Source organism: Pseudomonas sp. FSL W5-0299 (genome assembly GCF_005930655.1).
Taxonomy (GTDB): Bacteria; Pseudomonadota; Gammaproteobacteria; order Pseudomonadales; family Pseudomonadaceae; genus Aquipseudomonas; species Aquipseudomonas mandelii.
Genome location: NZ_RXHX01000001.1, coordinates 1 through 19,043 on the forward strand (window position 1 = coordinate 1; position 19,043 = coordinate 19,043).

At 56.2% G+C, this 19,043-nt stretch carries 15 protein-coding genes and 2 pseudogenes; 13 read left to right on the forward strand and 4 right to left on the reverse strand.

Features of this window, described 5'->3' with window-relative positions; translation table 11 throughout:
* The 8 genes from FHL16_RS00005 to FHL16_RS00040 form a co-directional block, all read left to right on the forward strand.
* A partial coding sequence (locus FHL16_RS00005; protein ID WP_274595788.1) for a DUF411 domain-containing protein occupies positions 1-300 on the forward strand: 300 nt, incomplete at its 5' end.
* A gap of 217 nt (positions 301-517) precedes the next feature.
* Positions 518-1,264 (forward strand): helix-turn-helix transcriptional regulator, encoded by a 747-nt coding sequence (locus FHL16_RS00010; RefSeq protein ID WP_238706140.1) that lies wholly within the window; start codon positions 518-520, stop codon positions 1,262-1,264.
* Between the two features lie 68 nt (positions 1,265-1,332).
* On the forward strand, positions 1,333-2,202 hold the full coding sequence (locus FHL16_RS00015; RefSeq protein ID WP_077747118.1) for a sterol desaturase family protein: 870 nt from the start codon (positions 1,333-1,335) through the stop codon (positions 2,200-2,202).
* A 248-nt stretch (positions 2,203-2,450) separates the two neighbouring features.
* On the forward strand, positions 2,451-2,792 hold the full coding sequence (locus tag FHL16_RS34280; RefSeq protein ID WP_042933189.1) for a hypothetical protein: 342 nt from the start codon (positions 2,451-2,453) through the stop codon (positions 2,790-2,792).
* A gap of 101 nt (positions 2,793-2,893) precedes the next feature.
* Positions 2,894-4,150 carry a TolC family protein gene (locus tag FHL16_RS00025; protein WP_077747119.1) on the forward strand — a complete coding sequence of 419 codons (1,257 nt, stop codon included), beginning with the start codon at positions 2,894-2,896 and terminating at the stop codon, positions 4,148-4,150.
* Positions 4,147-5,631 (forward strand): efflux RND transporter periplasmic adaptor subunit, encoded by a 1,485-nt coding sequence (locus FHL16_RS00030; RefSeq protein ID WP_077747120.1) that lies wholly within the window; start codon positions 4,147-4,149, stop codon positions 5,629-5,631. The genes FHL16_RS00025 and FHL16_RS00030 overlap by 4 nt, the downstream gene beginning before the upstream one ends.
* A complete protein-coding gene (locus FHL16_RS00035; protein ID WP_077747121.1) occupies positions 5,628-8,786 on the forward strand; it encodes an efflux RND transporter permease subunit in 3,159 nt (1,052 codons plus the stop codon). The genes FHL16_RS00030 and FHL16_RS00035 overlap by 4 nt, the downstream gene beginning before the upstream one ends.
* 239 nt (positions 8,787-9,025) lie before the next feature.
* Positions 9,026-9,421, forward strand: coding sequence for a DUF6957 family protein (locus FHL16_RS00040; RefSeq protein ID WP_077747122.1), 396 nt, complete (start codon positions 9,026-9,028; stop codon positions 9,419-9,421).
* Between the two features lie 218 nt (positions 9,422-9,639).
* Here FHL16_RS00040 and FHL16_RS00045 read toward each other — a convergent pair.
* From FHL16_RS00045 to FHL16_RS00060, 4 genes and pseudogenes are all read right to left on the reverse strand, one after another.
* A protein-coding gene (locus FHL16_RS00045) for an IS3 family transposase (protein WP_138739012.1) occupies positions 9,640-11,009 on the reverse strand; the annotation gives its coding sequence in 2 pieces (ribosomal slippage) (positions 9,640-10,541 and positions 10,541-11,009; 1,371 coding nt in all).
* A gap of 156 nt (positions 11,010-11,165) precedes the next feature.
* A pseudogene (locus FHL16_RS34285) lies at positions 11,166-11,396 on the reverse strand (TIGR03756 family integrating conjugative element protein); the annotation flags it as partial.
* Between the two features lie 453 nt (positions 11,397-11,849).
* Positions 11,850-12,335, reverse strand: coding sequence for a hypothetical protein (locus tag FHL16_RS00050; protein ID WP_077747123.1), 486 nt, complete (start codon positions 12,333-12,335; stop codon positions 11,850-11,852).
* Between the two features lie 548 nt (positions 12,336-12,883).
* Positions 12,884-13,119: pseudogene (locus tag FHL16_RS00060) on the reverse strand (OprD family outer membrane porin); the annotation flags it as partial.
* Positions 13,120-13,784: 665 nt separating this feature from the next.
* On the opposite strand from FHL16_RS00060, the gene FHL16_RS00065 reads away from it, so the two are divergent.
* The 5 genes from FHL16_RS00065 (at position 13,785) to FHL16_RS00085 (ending at position 18,834) form a co-directional block, all read left to right on the forward strand.
* On the forward strand, positions 13,785-14,192 hold the full coding sequence (locus FHL16_RS00065) for a DUF305 domain-containing protein (RefSeq protein ID WP_238706141.1): 408 nt from the start codon (positions 13,785-13,787) through the stop codon (positions 14,190-14,192).
* Between the two features lie 75 nt (positions 14,193-14,267).
* A complete protein-coding gene (locus tag FHL16_RS00070) occupies positions 14,268-14,537 on the forward strand; it encodes a DUF2933 domain-containing protein (protein WP_077747124.1) in 270 nt (89 codons plus the stop codon).
* Between the two features lie 2 nt (positions 14,538-14,539).
* Positions 14,540-15,187, forward strand: a complete 648-nt coding sequence (locus FHL16_RS00075) for a methyltransferase family protein (protein WP_077747125.1) — start codon at positions 14,540-14,542, stop codon at positions 15,185-15,187.
* A 319-nt stretch (positions 15,188-15,506) separates the two neighbouring features.
* Positions 15,507-16,382, forward strand: coding sequence for a polyphosphate kinase 2 (gene ppk2, locus FHL16_RS00080; protein ID WP_138738996.1), 876 nt, complete (start codon positions 15,507-15,509; stop codon positions 16,380-16,382).
* A gap of 22 nt (positions 16,383-16,404) precedes the next feature.
* Entirely contained in the window at positions 16,405-18,834 is a 2,430-nt protein-coding gene (locus FHL16_RS00085; RefSeq protein WP_077747126.1) for a heavy metal translocating P-type ATPase, read from the forward strand.
* Positions 18,835-19,043: the final 209 nt, after the last annotated feature.

Consider the following 19,043-nt stretch of genomic DNA (forward strand, 5'->3'; position numbering starts at 1 on the left):
TTCACCGTCGTTGATCATGTAGAAACCAACATGAGCGCGGTCAAGCAGGATCTCGGTGTTGCTCCACGACTCTCGTCCTGCCACACCGCAGTGATCAACGGAAAATTTGTTGAAGGCCACGTACCAGCTGAGCAAATAGTTGCCTTGAGCAAACGCGATGACCTTATTGGGATTGCTGTGCCGGGGATGCCGGCAGGCTCGCCTGGTATGGAGGCTGGTGGGAAGCAGGATGCGTATCAGGTCATCGGTCTGAGCAAAGCAGGTACTGACCAAGTGATCGCTGAGTACCCGGCAAACTAATCACAAAAGTTCATTACCCGAACGGTGGCAAAGCGGTCGAACCGGCGTCGGCAAAAACTCTCAACTATCCAGGTGCGCAAGCACGGTAAAGAAATTGGGAGTCGGCGCACGAATAGCCCATCATGGCCCAGCATCAATACGATGCCGCAGTCAGATGCCGAATGACTATACGTGTGCAGTCAGCACGGAAAAAAGTGGAAGTAGGCCGAGCTAGAGAATGAAAAGCTGGGTTACAGCAGAGACCGTGCGCTGGGCGGGTCATGCATGGGTTGGCCCTGGTATCGGTGTCTTTTATGGCCGTGCCGGTCACCAAGAATGGCACCTCCATCAAGCACATCAGATCTCAGTTGGCCTCGACTCAACTGTATCGGTTCAAACCCCGATGGGTATTCAAACAGGGGGCGCCATCTTCATTCCGGCCGGTATGAAACACCAACTGAGCGCCGGTCACGTTCTGTCGATCTATGTGGATGCGCTGTCCGAGGAAGCCCGCGCTCTGCGGGGTGCGGAAGAAGCGAGGGTGATTTGGATCACTCCGGCGGACGTAGCGCCGATAGTCGACGCACTGCACGAGCCAGGACACACTGATCTCCAGGTTAGGACCGGGGTGCGCCAGGCACTGCGACTGCCCGATCTCCCGCCCCCAGATCCTCGCTTGATCAAGGTCATTGAGGCGCTGAGCAGAGGCCAAATGGGACGCGAAGAGTTGGCCGCGGTGGTGCATCTATCCCCCACGCGGTTTTCTCATTGGTTCGTGGAGCAGACGGGGCTGCCGCTTCGCAGTTACGCGAGATGGTTACGTCTCACGCAAGCCCTGCAGCATTTGGCAAAAGGTGCACGGCTGACCGACGCGGCTCATGAGGCGGGCTTTTCAGACTCGGCTCATTTCTCCCGGACATTCCGGGCGCTACTGGGTATCGATCCGTCATCCGCCTTGGCAGATGTTCATATCCAGGAGGTTTAGCTCTTTCGTTCAAGTCGAAAGCTCACCTCTTAACATATTGTGATGGTTCCATATCTAGGAGCTGAGCAATGCCTTCCTTTCTACGATTCGCCTTACGGTGGGTGAGCTATCCACTCGTGTTTGGCGGCTCTGCTGCCTTCATGATCTGGACGCTGTATACCGGCGTACCGTATTGGCCCACGACTCCCCTAGTTGCTGCAGTGGGACTTTTGATCATTGCTGGTTTGGAGCGCATCCAACCTTTCCGAGAAGCTTGGCTTGAGGATCATCACGACACCGCGACAGACCTGCTGCACATGTTGGTGAACCTTTCTGTCATTCAATTCACAGCTGGAGTCCTGGTCAAGCTTGGTGATGCGGTGCCAGCTTCGGTTCGTCTCTTTCCGATCGAGAGCCCGCTGTGGCTGCAGTTGCTACTAGTCATCGCCGTACTCGATCTGAGCCTATATGTCATGCACCGGATCAGTCACCGAGTGCATTGGCTGTGGCGTTTTCACATGCCACATCACAGCGCCGAGCGGTTGTATTGGATGAACGGGGAGCGACGACATCCGTTGCACGCGGTGCTTATGGCGAGTCCGGGGCTGGTGATCCTGTTCGCATCAGGCGCACCCTCCGCAGTTGTGGCCACTTGGTTTGGAGTTCTAACAGTGCACTTGGCCTTTCAGCATTCGAACCTGGACTACCGGCTGGGATGGTTGCGCCACATCATTGGGGTTGCCGAAATTCATCGCTGGCATCACAAGCGCGACTTTGAGGACGCCCAGGTCAACTTTGGTGAGTTTCTGATGGTGTGGGACCGACTGTTTGGCACGTTCTACGACAGTGTGGGGAAACTAGGCCAAGCTGAGGTCGGATTGCATGAAAAGGATTACCCCCAAAACTACCTTGGACAGCTCATCGAACCCTTTGAGCATGGCCGGGTAAACAAAGGCTAGTGGGCTCCCTCACTTTGTAGCTACGGCAGCTACCGAGGCCACACTAAAGGCAAAACCGATCTAACATGATTCGAGCGGCATGCTGTGAGCTGTAACTACTTCCATGCTCAGGGAATTGGGCGTCGTTGTTTAGCGAGTCCTTGTTTCTAAGAGAGGGAATTCATGTTGATCTGCAAATGCTGTCTGGCAGGCTCTTCCTGACAGATTCGTAATGGTATAGCCCGTCACCAGCGACTAGACTCCCTCGCATGAAACGCTATCTGCGGTGTTGCCTCATTTTCCTGATCAGTCTGGCGCTTCCCCTGAGCGGGATGGCGGGCATTCAGTCACCGACAGAACCTTGCCCGATGCAAACGACGGGCATGACCATGATGGATGATATGAACCAGGACTGCTGCCTTGACTTGAGCAGCTCCGCCGATCACGGCAAACCCTGCAAACCTGGCCAGGAATGCAGGAGCGCCAGTCTGCTACAAGTGTCGTTTGGGAAACCTGCCACCCGTTTGTCCAGTCCGCAGATGCTAACAATCTTCAGCGACTCCCTGCCTACTCAGGCCCCGTCCGGGGTGTGGCGACCGCCTCGCGCTTGATTCCTGTACGACACTGAGTCTCATCCTGCTCTGGCGCGGGATGGCATATCTGCGCGCATGCTTCACAAGGCGCGCAGTGGATCATCACAGGAATCGTGAACATGAATTCCAAGTGCTACTGCACCGGTTGGCCCCTCGTGGCTGCCCTGGCGGCAAGCGTGCTGGCATTGCCAAGCCTTGCTGCGCCCCTGACCCTCGACGAAGCCTTACGGTTGGCTGAAAACAATGCACCATCGCTGACCGCCCAAGCGGCCAAACTGCAAGCCGCCAGCAGCGCCGCCATTCCAGCCGGCGAACTACCCGACCCGAAGCTCCTGCTGGGCGTACAAAACTACCCCATCGGCGGCCCTGACCGCTGGCGCCTCGAGCAGGACTTCATGACCATGCAGATGGTCGGCGTCATGCAGGAGGTGCCCAACCGTGACAAGCGTCGGGCGCGCATCGAAGTTGCCGAGGCGGCCGTAGATCGAGCCGCGGCCGAAGGCCGTGTCGAGCGCCTGAACGTTCGTCAGGCCACAGCATTGGCCTGGATCAGCAGCTACTCCGTCGAGCGTAAAGAGGCGCTGTTTCAGGATTTTTACCGTGAGAACCGTCTGTTGGCTGATACCGTCCGGGCGCAGATCGCCGGTGGTCGTGCTCAGCCTGCCGATGCAGTAACGCCGAAACAGGAGGCGGCTCAGTTGGCGGAGCAACAAGACGACCTGATCCGCCTGCGGGCACAGGCCAGAGCGGCTCTCCGACGTTGGATAGGTCCGGCCGCAAATGACCAGCCCGTCGGTAGGTTGCCCGAGTGGCCCATCGACGCCTCGGGTTATCCGCATAAGCTGCAGCATCACCCCGCACTGGCGGCGTTCGTCCCAATGACTCGCGAAGCGCAGGCCAAGGTCCGTGAAGCAGAGTCGGAAAAGCAGTCCGACTGGAGTTGGGAACTTGATTACCAGCGCCGCGACCGTCAGTTCGGCGACATGGTCAGCGTGCAGTTCACGTTCGACCTGCCACTGTTCCCCGACTCCCGACAAAACCCGAAGATCGCCGCCAAACACGCCGAACTGAATCAGTTGGAGGCCGAGCGCGAAGCGCTTTCACGTGAACATACCCAGCAACTGGAGGACGATTTGGCCGAATACGAGCGTCTGAACCGTGCTGTGCGCCGCAGCCAGGACAGCCTGTTACCCCTAGCCAAGGAAAAGGTTGGGCTGACCATGGCCAGCTACCGCGCCGGTAAAAGCGACTTGGCCGCTGTCATCGCTGCCCGACGTGAACTCATCGAGACCCGCCTCAAACAGATCGACTTCGAAGAACAGCGAGCCCTCACCAGTGCTCGCTTGTATTTTGCTTATGGGGACACCAATCAATGAGCGCTCGAATCTGGAAAGGGGCTGTGCTGGCAGGCCTCTCGATTGCCCTGGGCGCTGCCGGCGGTTACTGGCTCGCTCAGCAGCGCATGAGTGCAATGCCTGAGACCACCGCCGAACAGGCCCCTAAAACGCAAGGCGAACGCAAAGTACTGTATTGGTACGACCCGATGCAGCCGCAACAGAAATTCGATAAACCAGGCAAATCTCCCTTTATGGATATGGAGTTGAAGCCCCGCTACGCTGATGCTGCAGCGGACAGTGCGGCCATCAGTATTGACCCCAGCCTGACCCAGAATCTCGGCTTACGACTGGCCACAGTCACTCGCGGCGTGCTTGCTTCCAGCCTGGACGTGGTCGGTGTGCTGGCATTCGACGAGCGGGATGTTGCGGTGATTCAATCGCGTACTGCTGGCTTTGTGGAGCGGGTGTATGCCCGTGCTCCAGGCGATGTGCTCAAAGCCCATGCGGCTTTAGCCGATATCCTGGTCCCGGAGTGGGCCGCTGCTCAGGAAGAGTTTCTCGCACTCAAACGCAGTGGCGATGCCGACTTGCTGGCGGCAGCGCGCCAACGCTTGCGCTTGACCGGGATGCCAGCGACGTTGATTGCTCAAGTGGAGCGAAGCGGCAAGACCCAGCCGGTCCTGACGATCACCAGCCCCATAAGCGGTGTGCTGCAAGAGTTGAATGTACGTTCGGGTATGACCGTGGCGGCCGGCGAGACTCTGGCTCGAGTCAATGGCTTGAGCAGCGTCTGGCTGGCAGTGGCCGTTCCAGAGTCGGAGACTGGATCGATCATCATGGGGCAAGCGGTCGAAGCACGTCTGCCAGCCTTTCCGGGCACAGTGCTTAAGGGCACGGTCAGTGCGATTTTGCCCGAAACCAATCCCGACAGCCGAACTGTGCGTGTGCGGGTCGAACTGCCCAACCTGGATGGGCGACTCAGGCCGGGTATGACGGCCCAGGTGCACCTGAATCGTTCGACCGAACAAAGTGTGCTGTGGGTGCCGAGCGAGGCAATCATTCGCACCGGCCGACGAGTCTTGGTGATGCTCGCCGAAGACGCTGGTCGCTACCGCCCCATAGAAGTGCAACTCGGGCAGGAAAACGAAGGCAAGACGGTGGTTTTAAAGGGGTTGGAAGAAGGCCAGCAGGTAGTCAGCTCTGGACAGTTTCTGCTCGACTCTGAGGCCAGTCTCAAGGGCATTGTTGCGAGCACGCTGGAAATGTCACCACCCAGCGCAGCAGCCTCCAGCTTTCATGAGGCGGATGGGCAGATCGTCGAGATCAATAACCAAGACGTAACAATTGCCCTTGGTCCGTTCAAGACGCTGGGCATGCCTGGTATGACCATGACCTTCCCATTGGCTGACCCTGCTCTCATTCAAGGTCTCAAGACTGGCGAGAAGGTTAGGGTCTCGGTTAGCCAAACCGATGATGGTTTGCGCGTTGAACACCTGGAAAAACTAGGGGGCCAGCCATGATCGCCGCCCTGATTCGTTGGTCAGTGGCAAACCGCTTTCTGGTGCTGCTGGCGACGATCTTCGTCACGGTCTGGGGCGTCTGGTCGGTTCAGAGCACGCCCATCGATGCATTGCCAGACCTTTCCGATGTTCAGGTGATTATCCGCACCCCTTATCCGGGACAAGCGCCGCAAATAGTTGAGAACCAGGTGACCTATCCGTTGGCTACCACCATGCTCTCGGTGCCGGGGGCTAAGACCGTACGCGGCTATTCTTTTTTTGGCGACAGCTTCGTGTACGTATTGTTTGAAGACGGTACCGATTTGTATTGGGCCCGCTCGCGGGTGCTGGAATACTTGAGTCAGGTCCAAAGCCGCCTGCCGGCTTCCGCCAAACCGTCCTTGGGACCCGACGCCACAGGCGTGGGCTGGATCTATCAGTACGCACTGGTGGATCGCAGTGGCGGACACGACCTGGCGCAACTGCGCGCCTTGCAGGACTGGTTCCTCAAGTTCGAACTCAAGACCCTGCCCAACGTTGCGGAAGTGGCCACCGTGGGCGGCATGGTCAAGCAGTACCAGGTGCAGCTCGATCCGCTGAAACTGGCCAACCTGGGCATCACTCAAGCAGCGGTGACCGAGGCTATCGGCAAGGCCAATCAGGAAACCGGTGGTGCGTTACTGGAGATGGCGGAGACCGAGTTTATGGTGCGCGCTTCCGGTTATTTGAAGACACTCAACGACTTTCGTGCGATTCCGCTCAAGCTGGGTGCGGGTGGCGTACCAGTGACCCTCGGCGACGTGGCGACGATCCAGCTGGGGCCGGAGATGCGTCGCGGCATCACTGAACTCGACGGCGAAGGCGAGACCGTCGGCGGCGTGGTGATTCTGCGCAGCGGCAAGAACGCTCGCGAAACCATTGCCGCGGTTAAAGCCAAACTTGACGATCTGAAAAGCAGCCTGCCGGCCGGGGTGGAAATCGTCACCACCTACGACCGCAGCAAGCTGATCGACCGCGCCGTGGAAAACCTCAGCTACAAACTGCTCGAGGAGTTCATCGTCGTCGCGTTGGTCTGTGCAGTATTCCTCTGGCACCTGCGCTCATCCCTGGTGGCCATTATCTCTTTGCCGGTGGGGGTGCTCATTGCCTTCATCGTTATGCGCTACCAAGGGATCAACGCCAACATCATGTCCCTTGGCGGGATTGCCATTGCCATCGGCGCCATGGTCGATGCCGCCGTGGTAATGATCGAGAACGCCCACAAGAAGATCGAGGCTTGGCATGTGGCCCATCCTGGGGAGGAGTTGAAGGGCGAACGTCACTGGCATGTGATAACCGAAGCGGCGGCGGAGGTGGGACCGGCGCTGTTTTTCTGCCTGCTGATCATCACCCTATCGTTCATCCCGGTGTTCACACTGGAGGCTCAAGAGGGTCGTTTGTTTGGCCCATTGGCCTTCACCAAGACCTATGCCATGGCAGCGGCGGCCGGGCTTTCGGTAACTCTGGTGCCGGTGCTGATGGGCTACTGGATTCGTGGACGGATCCCCAAAGAGGACCGGAATCCTCTGAACCGCTGGTTGATCAGGATCTATCAACCGGCCCTGGATGCGGTGTTACATCGGCCCAAAGTCACCCTGTTGATCGCTTTATTGGTCTTCCTTAGCGCGTTGTGGCCGATCTCCCGTTTGGGTGGCGAATTCCTCCCTGCGCTGGACGAGGGCGATTTACTCTATATGCCTTCGGCTCTGCCGGGATTGTCGGCGCAGAAAGCAGCGCAGTTGCTGCAACAGACTGACCGTCTGATCAAGACAGTACCCGAAGTTGAACACGTCTTCGGTAAGGCCGGCCGCGCTGAAACTGCCACCGACCCCGCGCCGCTGGAGATGTTCGAGACCACTATCCAGTTCAAACCTCGCGAGCAATGGCGTCCTGGTATGACCCAGGAAAAATTGGTGGAAGAGCTGGATCGAGTGGTACGGGTCCCTGGCCTGACTAATATCTGGATACCACCGATCCGCAACCGCATTGACATGCTCGCCACCGGGATCAAGAGTCCGATCGGAGTAAAAATTGCCGGCAGCAACTTGATGGAGATCGATGCAGCCACGCAGGCCGTCCAGCGCGCGGCCAAGGACGTGCCCGGTGTCAGTTCGGCACTGGCCGAACGATTAACCGGTGGGCGTTACGTCGATGTGGATATCGACCGCAAAGCCGCTGCCCGCTACGGATTGAATATCGCTGATGTGCAGTCGATCGTGGCCGGTGCTATTGGCGGTGAGAACGTTGGCGAGACCATTGAAGGGCTCGCACGCTTCCCTATCAACGTACGTTATCCCCGTGAGTGGCGTGACTCGCTCGGCGCCCTGGAGCAATTGCCAATCTACACCCCTTTGGGGAGTCAGATCACTCTTGGTACCGTGGCGAAGGTCAAAGTCAGTGAAGGCCCGCCGATGCTCAAGAGCGAAAATGCCCGACCTTCCGGATGGGTGTATATCGACGTGCGTGGCCGGGACATTGCTTCCGTGGTTGCCGATCTGCGTCGGGTTGTGAGTGAGCAGGTCAAGCTGCAGCCAGGCATGAGCCTGAGTTACTCGGGACAGTTCGAGTTTCTTGAACGAGCCAACGCACGGCTCAAACTGGTGGTGCCCGCCACGCTGCTGATCATTTTCGTACTGCTGTACCTGACGTTTGCCCGATTCGACGAGGCTTTGCTGATCATGGCCACCTTGCCGTTCGCCCTTACCGGTGGGGCGTGGTTCCTCTACCTGCTGGGATTCAACCTGTCGGTGGCTACTGGCGTCGGTTTCATTGCTCTGGCGGGTGTTTCTGCCGAATTCGGTGTGATCATGCTGCTCTACTTAAAAAACGCCTGGGCCGAGCGTGTAGAGGCCGGCGACAGTACTGAGCGTGGACTAATCGCAGCGATTAGCGAAGGAGCCGTGCAGCGTGTTCGACCCAAGGCCATGACTGTAGCCGTCATCATTGCTGGCCTGTTGCCGATCCTATTGGGTAGCGGTACCGGTAGCGAAGTAATGAGCCGCATTGCCGCGCCCATGGTCGGTGGCATGGTTACCGCGCCCTTACTGTCCCTGTTTGTTATTCCGGCAGCTTACCGCTTGATGCGCCTCCGGCGCCTCGCTGTTGAATCTAAACTCTCGCAAGGAAGCGGACTATGAAGTAATCGTGTCCGCCACTGCTGCACGGCTCCTGGTTGCATGCGCAATATCATCCAGCGGTCTGGCTTTCTGATTGGACAGAGGACGGGCCTTATAATCAATCCGGGATCGAACTCTATCGGCAATGCGCCAAAACACAGCTGATAGAGATCGACGCCGGAGGCTAATAAGTCCTTCTCGATGCGGATAGGTTGTAAGAACGAAGGCATATTTCTTCTTAGGCAAACCCGGAGGAATGTATGGAAGTGTCGGGCTTGATCGATTTACTGGCTGGTAAAGGAAACAGCTTGATCGGCAGTGTTCTGAGCGATGCCGAAGCGGTGTCGTTTGTTGAGGCGCATTTTCCGGGCAGAGCGTACTGCTTGGTAGCTGATTGGACGTTGATCGATGTATCCGTTTCCGACGAGCAGGCTAGAATGCTTGCGACGCTGGGCCTCGCGGCCAGCATCGTTTATGCGCTTTGCGTCATTGAAGACAGTCGTGGGCGTTTTCTTCCAGGAGACTGGGTTAAAAGCTCATATGAAGTTTCGTTCACTCATGAATGCCTATTCGAAACTCAAAACACTGTCTATGTCTTGATGAGAGGCGGTCGCAGGTTAGGTGCAGATCTGGAATTTTTACTGAGCCTACGCTGATGCACGTATTGCTACACCCCCCGAGGCGTTGTCGAGGGATGCTTCAAGTAAGCTCATACCCCTCTAGGCTGGATTCAGCACTGGCGTTTGAGAGCAGACAATCAGCTGTCTCGCCCCGCGGGTGGTAAGCGTCTGGGCAACACGCCCTCCTGATGCCATCGCTTAAGGCGATGGTGTCCACCTCATTTGTGATCTGACCCCGAAATGTTGGACGCCTTCTATGCCCGCCGTGCTTGAGTCCTGTATTCCACAGGGCTCAGGCCACTTAGCTTCAGCCTGATTCGCGAATGATTGTAGTAGTGTATGTAGTCCTCTATACCTGCTTCAAGCTCATCGAGACTGTTGAATTTGTTCAGGTAAAAGAACTCGGATTTCAACGTGCCAAAAAAGCTTTCCATAGCCGCATTGTCATAGCAATTTCCTTTGCGGGACATGCTTGGTTTTACCGCACGCTCGTTCAGCACGCGGCGGTAGATAGGCATCCGGTACTGCCATCCCTGGTCGGAATGCAAGATTGGTTTATCGCGTGGCCGCAGCCTCTCAAAAGCTTGCCGTAGCATCGCACCAACCATGTCGAACAGCGGGCGCCTCGCGGTCTTGAAGGCGATTATTTCGCCGTTATAGAGGTCAAGGATCGGCGAGAGATAAAGCTTCTGCCCCCCGACCCGAAACTCCGTCACATCGGTTACCCATTTCTGGTTCGGTCGTTTGGCATCGAACTTCCGTTTCAGCAGGTTCGGCGCTACCTGACCCTCTTCGCCTCTGTAGGCCCGGTATTTTTTTATGCGCACACGGCTTTTCAACTGAAGCTCGCCCATGAGGCGCTGAACAGTCTTGTGGTTCACGAGGTGGCCAGCTCGCCGAACGGCAGCAGTGATACGGCGATAGCCATATCGGCCCTTGTGCTCGTCGAAAATTGAGCAAATTCTGGACTTCAGCTCCGCGTATTTATCAACGGATTGCTGCACCTTTTGTTGATAGTAAAAAGTGCTACGGGCCAGGCCAGCCAATTTCAGAAGGCCTTCCAGAGGGTGCTCCTGCCTCAGTTCAATCACGATTTGCGCTTTTTCCGCTGCGCTGCTCGTTCCTTCGCTTGAACCAAGGCATCGAGCTTTTTTAAATAAGCAATTTCCATCCGCAACTGGCTCAATTCGGCCAGCAAATCATCACGCGTACGAGCTTCATCGTCCGAAGATTCAAGCTGAATGGACGGGATAGGGTTTGTCATTTTTTTGTGAAGTCCGCTTCCTGGCTGCCGGGACAAGGCCTCCGAACCGCCTGCATCATACCTGCGCTCCCATTCGCCAATGATGTCGGATTTCCGGATATCAAACAGGGCAGCGACTTGGCGATAGGACAGCTCTTCCTCTCGCATACGCTGCAATACATTCAGCTTGAACTCAGGGCTGTAGTTCTTCTTTCTTTTACTTTTGAGGCCTGCGGCACCAAGCGCCTGATATGCCGCAATCCACTTTCGAAGCGAAGAGGCATTGACCCCGTGACGATGCGCGACCTCTCTGTGACCTGCGCTCCCCGAACAGTAATCTTCAACAACCGACAATTTCGCCTGCTCTGTGTACTTTTTCATGACACCCCTGGATGTTGATGTCCAACATTTCGGGGTCAGATCATTTGAACTGACACCATTTTTAGAAAATCTGGTCACTTGTGAAAGCTCCCCAGCAGCGCCAGCACGGGGATGAGAGCAATGCCAAGATGTATTGACCAGACGCTTACGCATGATTGCTCCCTTACACACATACCCCGACGCGCTGGAGAATTGACTGAAAGTCGCTCCCCCAGGGTGCCCGATTACATCGACCTCTTAAAATTTTGCGATGTTGTTTTCGCCGATGTGATTCGTGGTTGCGTCGTTGCCAGCTTGGGAAATTGCGTTCGGCGAGCCGAGGCCAGATATTTCTGTCCAGGGATTCAACCCCCTGTCCGAATAGTTCGCCACAACGGCACCCGTTACCCCCCCTCCGGTAGCGTGGAGGTATGCATGAGAGTTTGCGGGACGTCACTCCGCCCTGCGCGACAGCACCTTTAGCGTCGCTTGCGCCAGTTACAGTCGATGTGGCTGCCGTCTCCGTCTCGATCAGCTCTTTCTCACGCGCAGGCCTTGTTGCTCACCAGGCGCTGTGCAGCCACCGCACGTTGCTGTGCTTGATTCTGGCGTGTTGCCAATCGCTCCAAGGCCAATATATGGGGTGCAGGATTGGTTTTAAGCAGAGTCTACTTTAGGAACTTCAGCCGCCGGGTTCCCTCTTTATTGACGTTCCCCAGCCGAGAAAGAGTTTTCAGATCCGAACCTTGTTCCAAGATCGCAATGAACTTGCCAATCTTGCAACCCGAGGTTACGTACTGAGTTCAAAGTGTAAATTCAAAAAGGCATTGGTCAGCGCCTTTCCGGCGGCTGTGGAGCTGGTTAACGCGGCTGCATATCCATTTGGTGTTGGCGCTGCATCAGCTGATCGATCATCATCTGCTGCATGCCCATGTACCGATCCATCATGTACTGGTGCTGCTTCATCTGCTCCGGGGTCATCGCTGAGTATCGGTCCCCCATATCCTTCCAGCCCATCATCCCGCTTTTCATCATTTGACGCCCAATCATCCCTCGGCCCCACAAGTCCCCCATCATTCCCATGCCGCGTTGCATCATCGCTTGATGCTCCTGCAAGAGTTTCTGACGCTCCTTGGGGTCCTTGGCTTGTTGGATCTCGGTCATAACCTCCTCCATCTTCTTCAGATGCTCTTGAGCCTGTGCCATGTGCTTATCAAATTCTTCGACATTGACGGCTGGTTGTTGTGCTAGGGGCATGGGGCTTCCTTCAGTGCCTTGCGCGGCCAATGCCCAGGCTGGGGTGAGTGATGCGCCTATCAGGAACGCGGTTAGCTTTGTCAGTTTCATATCATGATTCCGCTCAATGGGAACGCGCAACTTAACCGCTCTGCGCGAAGGAACAGCACAACTAAAAATATAGCTCCGAATCGCCTCTCGGGTTGATCTTGATCAAGAAGTCCGGGCCAAATGGTTGGCCCGATTTGAGCACACCAAAGATGATGTGCAACAGCTTGCGCATCGCTGCACAGTTTTCCTGAGTTACGCGTCCGCCGGCTCGGCATCGATACCCACCAGCAGGCGGCGGCGTTCATGCCACGGGATTGTCATGTCTGCCGCTCGGAAGGTTTTTCCGCCTTATCATGCACCGAGCTTATCAAAGAGAGCGACGCGTGAAGGCGACGCTGATGGTGGTCAATGTGGCTAGCAGGCGGAGAGCTGGTGTTTACGTTGATGGTCGTTTGTTGACCAAGCCTGCTCGAAATTCGTGTAAGGCCATGACCAAGAAATAAAAAAAAGGCGCCACAAGGGCGCCTAAGCCGCCTCCCACCAAAGGAATAACAAGGAGACGGGGTGTACCTAGCAATCGAACAATTGATGCTGCAGGTTAGCGCTCGTTAAAGCAGTTGCAGTGGGTACTCGACAATCAGACGAACCTCATCCAAATCAGATTCGAAGGCAGTAGCCCGAGTCGTCGCTTGGCGAACACGCAAAGACATGTCTTTCAGAGAGCCGATTTGAATGATGTACTTAGCTTCGATGTCACGCTCCAACGCTTCTGGTCCTGTAGTGGGGCGCCATCAGCTCCTCGGCGCATATAGAAACTGTTCGCATTCGAGTAGGTTTTCTCCGAGCGCTAATTAATTGTAATTAGATATTAGTCAGTAATACCTGTCAGAAAGCTGCCGCTAACATTACTTATGTGTCAGGTATGATATTTGCTCTGTTAATGTCATTCCTGACAGTGCATCGTGGTTTACACCTCGTCAGCTAAATAGGCTCGGATGGTGCTTAACACCTATGCGCATCGAAATGCTAACCAACTAGAAGCTGACAGGAATGTAATCTTAATTTCAGTCGACTGTCCGTCAAACGTGGTCTAGGGTGAAATGTGAGCCTTTGGGTATGTGCTTACTTGAGCGTTGTGAAACAGCATTTTGCTCGAGTTACGCTTGGTAGTCTTGAGGCTTGGGGTAAACATCTTGAGGCCGAACATTTTCGTCTAATGATCAACTGTGATGAAAATCTATTAGACGTCGGCCAATTTTTGTTGAGCGGTTCCGTTTCCACCTCCACGTGTGCGGGGTTTGCGCCGAGCCTCTGTGAGGCTTGCGCCCAGGGCTGTAAACGAGTCGATGGAGGTATGGGAGATTGCGTCAGGGCCTGTTGTGAATGGGATCAGCGTTGCCGAAAAATGGTTGGCACTTAGGGTTGGTCAGGCCTCATGCGGTTCAGAAATAGCAATTTCCGTGTTCGGTGGGCAATGGCCAACCCTCCCGCCCTAACAGGAGATTCACAATGTCACAGTATATCAAGCACAACAGCGCTAGCCGGTTCACTTTGTTGATGAGGGCGGTAGCGATGGTTGTTGCGGTAATGGCAGCAGCGCCGACGTTGGCCAATGCCGCAGAACCCGCGAAAAGCGAAACGATGCCGATGCCGATGCCGATGCCGATGCCTTCCGAGCAGATGGATCAATCGAAGATCACGAAGCAACTGGGCGGCATGTCCATGACTGGTGATGCGGATTATGACTTCGCGGCCAACATGCGCATGCACCACCAGATGGCAATCGAAATGGCGCAAGCCGAACTCAAGAGCGGAAAAAATCAGGAGATGCTCCATATGGCCAAGGACATAATTGCCGCGCAAAAGAAGGAAATCGACGTATTCGATCAGTGGATTAAAGCGAATAAAAAACCATGACTATGGTGAGGCCAAAGTCTATCAATGCGCTGCGTTTTTAAAAGAAATACCCGCGTCGGTTTGAAGGAGAATTTAGTGAATCACGACCACCTCCAGCACAACTCTGAGCCACCAGGCTTCTGGAGCTCGCGCTACTTGATCGGGTTGATCGTTTTTGGCGCCATTGCTGCGTTTTTCCTGTTCAGCGAGCACCGTGTCCACTTCTTCGGCGCGCTGCCGTTTCTACTGCTGCTGGCGTGCCCGCTGATGCACTTCTTCATGCACGGCGGCCATGGTCACCAACATGGAGACCCATCGACCAAAGTCCCCCCTGGACCATCGCAGCCGCCCAAGACTGGAGATTAGTCATGCACGACACCCCGTCTTACGGACTGTGGACGCTCGTCATCCTCAATTCGGCCATCTTCATCATATTCGCGTTCAGTTTCTTCAAGCCTCAGACCGCACGCGACTGGCGCACTTTCGGGGCGTTCGCAGCCTTCATAGTCGCTCTGTTCGTCGAGATGTACGGCTTCCCGCTGACCATCTACCTGATGTCGGGCTGGCTTCAGACGAAGTTTCCGAGCCTCGACCTACTGTCCCACAACACCGGCCATCTGTGGTCGACGTTACTCGGAGAGAAGGGCGATCCGCACTTCGGTGTGCTGCACATCGCCAGCTATGTCTTCCTTGGCTTCGGCTTCTATTTACTGTCCAGCGCGTGGAATGTCCTGTACCACGCGCAGCAGCGCAAAGGTCTCGCCGTGTCAGGCCCGTATGCGCATATCCGCCATCCGCAGTACGTTGCGTTCGTACTTATTCTGCTGGGCTTTCTGTTCCAGTGGCCGACGTTGCTGACCTTGCTCATGTTTCCTATTTTGCTAGTGATGTATGCGCGGTTGGCTATCACAGAAGAGGTGGAGATGCGTAAGCAGTTCGGCGCGGAGTTCGAAGATTATGCGGCGAAGACACCACGCTTTCTGCCATCGCTGCGCAAGCGGCTATCGGCCACCTGAAGCGATGTTGCCTGAAGGCTCGCTGGCACTCCTTTAACTCGGTTTATTCCGGCGGCTATGGACCAATACCTGAATCGTGTTAGCAGGTTCAACAACGCAAGCAACGCATCAATCCCATTCCATCTGTTGATTGCTCGGGTCTTGTACCTCAGCAGAACGAGCCTAATGTCAAGGGACGTACCCGTATCGGGTACGTGTGCAGACAGCGCGTAAGCGCCTAAAAAATCTGCGTACGTAACAACGATCCAGATCGAATCGGTGGTCACCAAGATCAATCAGTTTTGCCCTGAAGGTCCGAGCTGGGCGATGGAGTACTTCCATGAGCAAAAAGAAAAAAAATGTCAGGGGACGTGATGCATTCGCTCTGCCGGTTACAGGCGGCGCAGATATTTTGCCAGCGGAGCGTATTGTCAGCAGAGGGCAAACCGAGGCATTGATCCCACCTGATGACTATGCAACTCAGCTTCGTGTTTTGCAGATTGAGTTGGTCAAGCTGCAGAGGCACTTCATCGGCTGCGGCGATAGGATTCTCGTGCTGCTGGAGGGGCGAGACGCCGCCGGTAAGGACGGCAGCATCAAGCGCGTCGTCGAGCACCTAAGCCCGCGCGAAACGCGCGTCGTGGCACTCGACAAACCCTCCGATCGCGAGCGCAGTGGATGGTACTTCCAGCGTTTCGTCGTCCACCTCCCTGTGGCTGGGGAGCTCGTTCTGTTCAATCGAAGTTGGTACAACCGTGCCGGCGTCGAGCATGTGATGGGCTTTTGCTCTAATGACGAGCATGAGGAGTTCATGCAATCGGTGCCGAAGTTCGAGGAAGTGCTCGTCAACTCAGGTATCAAGCTGCTGAAGTATTACCTCGATATCAGCAAGGACGAGCAGCGGCGCCGTCTAGACGAGCGGCAACGTAATCCGCTCAAGCAATGGAAGACGAGTCCGATCGATGCTGTAGCCATTAAACGTTGGAAGGCGTATTCCGCCGCGCGCGACGAAATGCTGATGCGAACGCATACCGCTATTTCACCGTGGCGCATCGTACGGGCTGACAATAAGCGGCTAGCGCGTCTAAATCTTATACGCGACGTCCTCTCCCGACTACATTACGCGGGCAAGAAGAACAAGCTCGTCGAGCCGGATCGGGACATCGTATTCGAATTCACGCCCAATTGCGTCGACGCTGGGAAACTGGCGCGCTGATGTCAGCCCCTCAGGAGCGAACATGAAAACAGGCACCTTCGAAGTGGGGGAGTTAATCTCCACCCTGAGCGCGGCCGGCGTCCACCGACAGATTGCAATGCTATCGGGTGTCCATCATGTCGACGTGAACTATGTGGCCGGGAGTGCCACCGTGCACTTTGACGAAGCGAAAACGTCGCTTCAAGAGATCCGGCAACGCATCATTGACTGCGGCTACCACTGCCGTGGTGAACTCGTTCCCGCTCACGTCTGCGAGCCTACAGATCACAAGATGACCGAAGACGCGCATACAGGCCACGTGGCGCATGGCGGTAGCAAGGGACATGCGCCGAAGGAAATGGCACCGAGGAGTGATCCCCATGCGGGCCACAGCGTCAAGCTCGCGCAACCGATGAGTGAAATGACGCACGATATGGGCCATGCGCCCGGCATGTCGATGCAGGACATGGCCAACGATATGCGTAATCGCTTCTTCGTTGCCCTGTTGTTCGCAATTCCTGTCTTCCTGTACTCGCCAATGGGCAAGATGTTCGGCGATTTCGCAACTCCGTTCGACCTCAATCGGAAGGTTTTTCTGTTCATCGCCGCCACTGGCGCGATCGCCTATCCGGGTTGGCCTTTCTTCATCGCAGCCTGGCGTGCTGCGCGCAACCGGGTGGTCAACATGGCGACCCTGATTTTACTCTCGGTCGGCACTGGGTATGTGTTCAGTGTGGGGGCCACCTTCCTCTACGAAGGCGAGGTGTTCTACGAAGCGGCAGCCGTGCTGCTGGTCTTCATTCTACTGGGCCACTGGCTTGAGATGCGTGCACGCGCGGGTGCCTCAGATGCGATCCGGGCCCTTATGGATCTGGCCCCGCCGATGACCACGGTGCTACGCGCTGGCGTCGAGACCGAGGTGGCCACCTCGGAGGTGCTGACAGGCGAGACAGTTATCATCAAGCCAGGCGACAAGATTCCGGTTGATGGCGAAATCATCGAGGGTAACTCTGAGGTCGATGAGTCTATGCTGACCGGCGAATCGATGCCCGTGAAGAAGGCTCTTGGTGATGCCGTCATTGGCGCCACGATCAATAAAAGTGGTAGCTTCCGCTACAAAGCCACGAAGGTTGGCGCCGACACGGCATTGGCCCAGATTGTCAAACTCGTCCAGGAAGCCCAAAACTCCAAGGCGCCCGGGCAGCTACTCGCTGATCAAGCCTCGCAGTGGCTGGTTCTAGCAGCCATTGCCATTGGTTTGCTCACTTTCGGCGTGTGGTTCTGGGTCCTGGACCAGCCACTGCTGTTCGCTTTGACGCTAACGATCACGGTGTTCGTTATTGCCTGCCCCGACGCCTTGGGCCTCGCCACCCCGATGGCCATAATGGTCGGTACAGGGCTCGGCGCTATGAACGGCATCTTGTTCAAAAACGCCGCCGCACTTGAGAACGCTACCAAGCTAACCGTCATCGTTTTCGACAAGACGGGCACACTCACACTAGGGCAGCCTGACGTGGTAGAGATGGTCACCGCCCAGGACGTCACCGAAGCTCAGTTGCTGGCTACCGCTGCGGGGGTAGAGAAATTCTCGGAGCATCCCTTGGCGTTGGCGGTGCTCAAAAGATTGGGGACCTCGCAGGCCGAGGTCGCGACGGGCTTTACCAACATCGATGGTCAGGGTGCTCACGCGATGATCGCCGGTGAGAAGGTACTGCTCGGAAACCTCAAGCTGATGGAGTCCGAAGACATCCCATTGCAGGCGCTGGCCACAGAAGCCTTCCGACTCCAGGGTGGGGGCCGCACCGTAGTGTATGTCGCTCGCGGCGGAAAGCTGATCGGCCTGATCGCCATCGCTGATGCCGTGCGGCCGACCTCCATGGCGACGATCGCCAAGTTGCAGGAGCGCGGTGTAAAGGTGGCGATGATTACCGGCGATAATCAAGCCACGGCCGATCGCATCGGCAAGGAGCTTGGTATTGATATAGTGCTGGCCGACGTGCTTCCAGGCCAGAAAGCATCCAAGCTTAAGGAGCTTCAAGCGCAGGGGCACAAAGTTGGCATGGTAGGCGACGGCATCAATGATGCGCCGGCCCTGACCCAGGCCGATGTAGGTTTCGCGATCGGTGCCGGCACCGACGTGGCTATTGAAAGCGCGCAGGTCATTTTGATGAAAAGCGACCCGTACGATGTCGTCGGTGCTATAGAACTGTCACGTGCCACCCTGCACAAGATGCATCAGAACCTATGGTGGGCGGTTGGTTACAATTTGATCGCCTTCCCTGTGGCAGCCGGCGTCTTTTACCCGTTTACTTTGTCGCCAGAAATTGCAGCATTATCGATGTCGGGTAGTTCGGCCGTCGTGGCAATCAACGCTTTGCTACTCAAGCGGACCAAGCTCGCCGGTATCAAGCGTGTACGGCAACAAATTACACCTACGGCCGGCGCGCAGGCTTCCTCGGGCGTCTCGGTATAAGCCTAAGCCGGCCGATTTGTCCCACGGGCCCGATCATGCGGCAAGAGGAAACCGACACTGTCGCGACCTTGTACGCAAGCCTTGCTGCCGCAGTGTGGCAACACGAGGTCAGTGGATTGCCAGGCAGGTGATGTAGCTCATGCTGAAGTGGCAACTCCGTGCCCTCAAAACAGATGCGCACTACCCGAGTTAGTTATAACACCCTGCGT

Excerpts from the sequence above, each read along its gene's own strand:
- FHL16_RS00050 (WP_077747123.1), bottom strand. The coding sequence starts at position 12,335 with ATGAAACTGACAAAGCTAACCGCGTTCCTGATAGGCGCATCACTCACC.
- FHL16_RS00075 (WP_077747125.1), top strand. The coding sequence starts at position 14,540 with ATGCACGACACCCCGTCTTACGGACTGTGGACGCTCGTCATCCTCAAT.
- FHL16_RS34280 (WP_042933189.1), top strand. The coding sequence starts at position 2,451 with ATGAAACGCTATCTGCGGTGTTGCCTCATTTTCCTGATCAGTCTGGCG.
- FHL16_RS00065 (WP_238706141.1), top strand. The coding sequence starts at position 13,785 with ATGTCACAGTATATCAAGCACAACAGCGCTAGCCGGTTCACTTTGTTG.
- FHL16_RS00035 (WP_077747121.1), top strand. The coding sequence starts at position 5,628 with ATGATCGCCGCCCTGATTCGTTGGTCAGTGGCAAACCGCTTTCTGGTG.
- FHL16_RS00085 (WP_077747126.1), top strand. The coding sequence starts at position 16,405 with ATGAAAACAGGCACCTTCGAAGTGGGGGAGTTAATCTCCACCCTGAGC.
- FHL16_RS00040 (WP_077747122.1), top strand. The coding sequence starts at position 9,026 with ATGGAAGTGTCGGGCTTGATCGATTTACTGGCTGGTAAAGGAAACAGC.
- ppk2 (WP_138738996.1), top strand. The coding sequence starts at position 15,507 with ATGAGCAAAAAGAAAAAAAATGTCAGGGGACGTGATGCATTCGCTCTG.
- FHL16_RS00010 (WP_238706140.1), top strand. The coding sequence starts at position 518 with ATGAAAAGCTGGGTTACAGCAGAGACCGTGCGCTGGGCGGGTCATGCA.
- FHL16_RS00015 (WP_077747118.1), top strand. The coding sequence starts at position 1,333 with ATGCCTTCCTTTCTACGATTCGCCTTACGGTGGGTGAGCTATCCACTC.
- FHL16_RS00030 (WP_077747120.1), top strand. The coding sequence starts at position 4,147 with ATGAGCGCTCGAATCTGGAAAGGGGCTGTGCTGGCAGGCCTCTCGATT.
- FHL16_RS00025 (WP_077747119.1), top strand. The coding sequence starts at position 2,894 with ATGAATTCCAAGTGCTACTGCACCGGTTGGCCCCTCGTGGCTGCCCTG.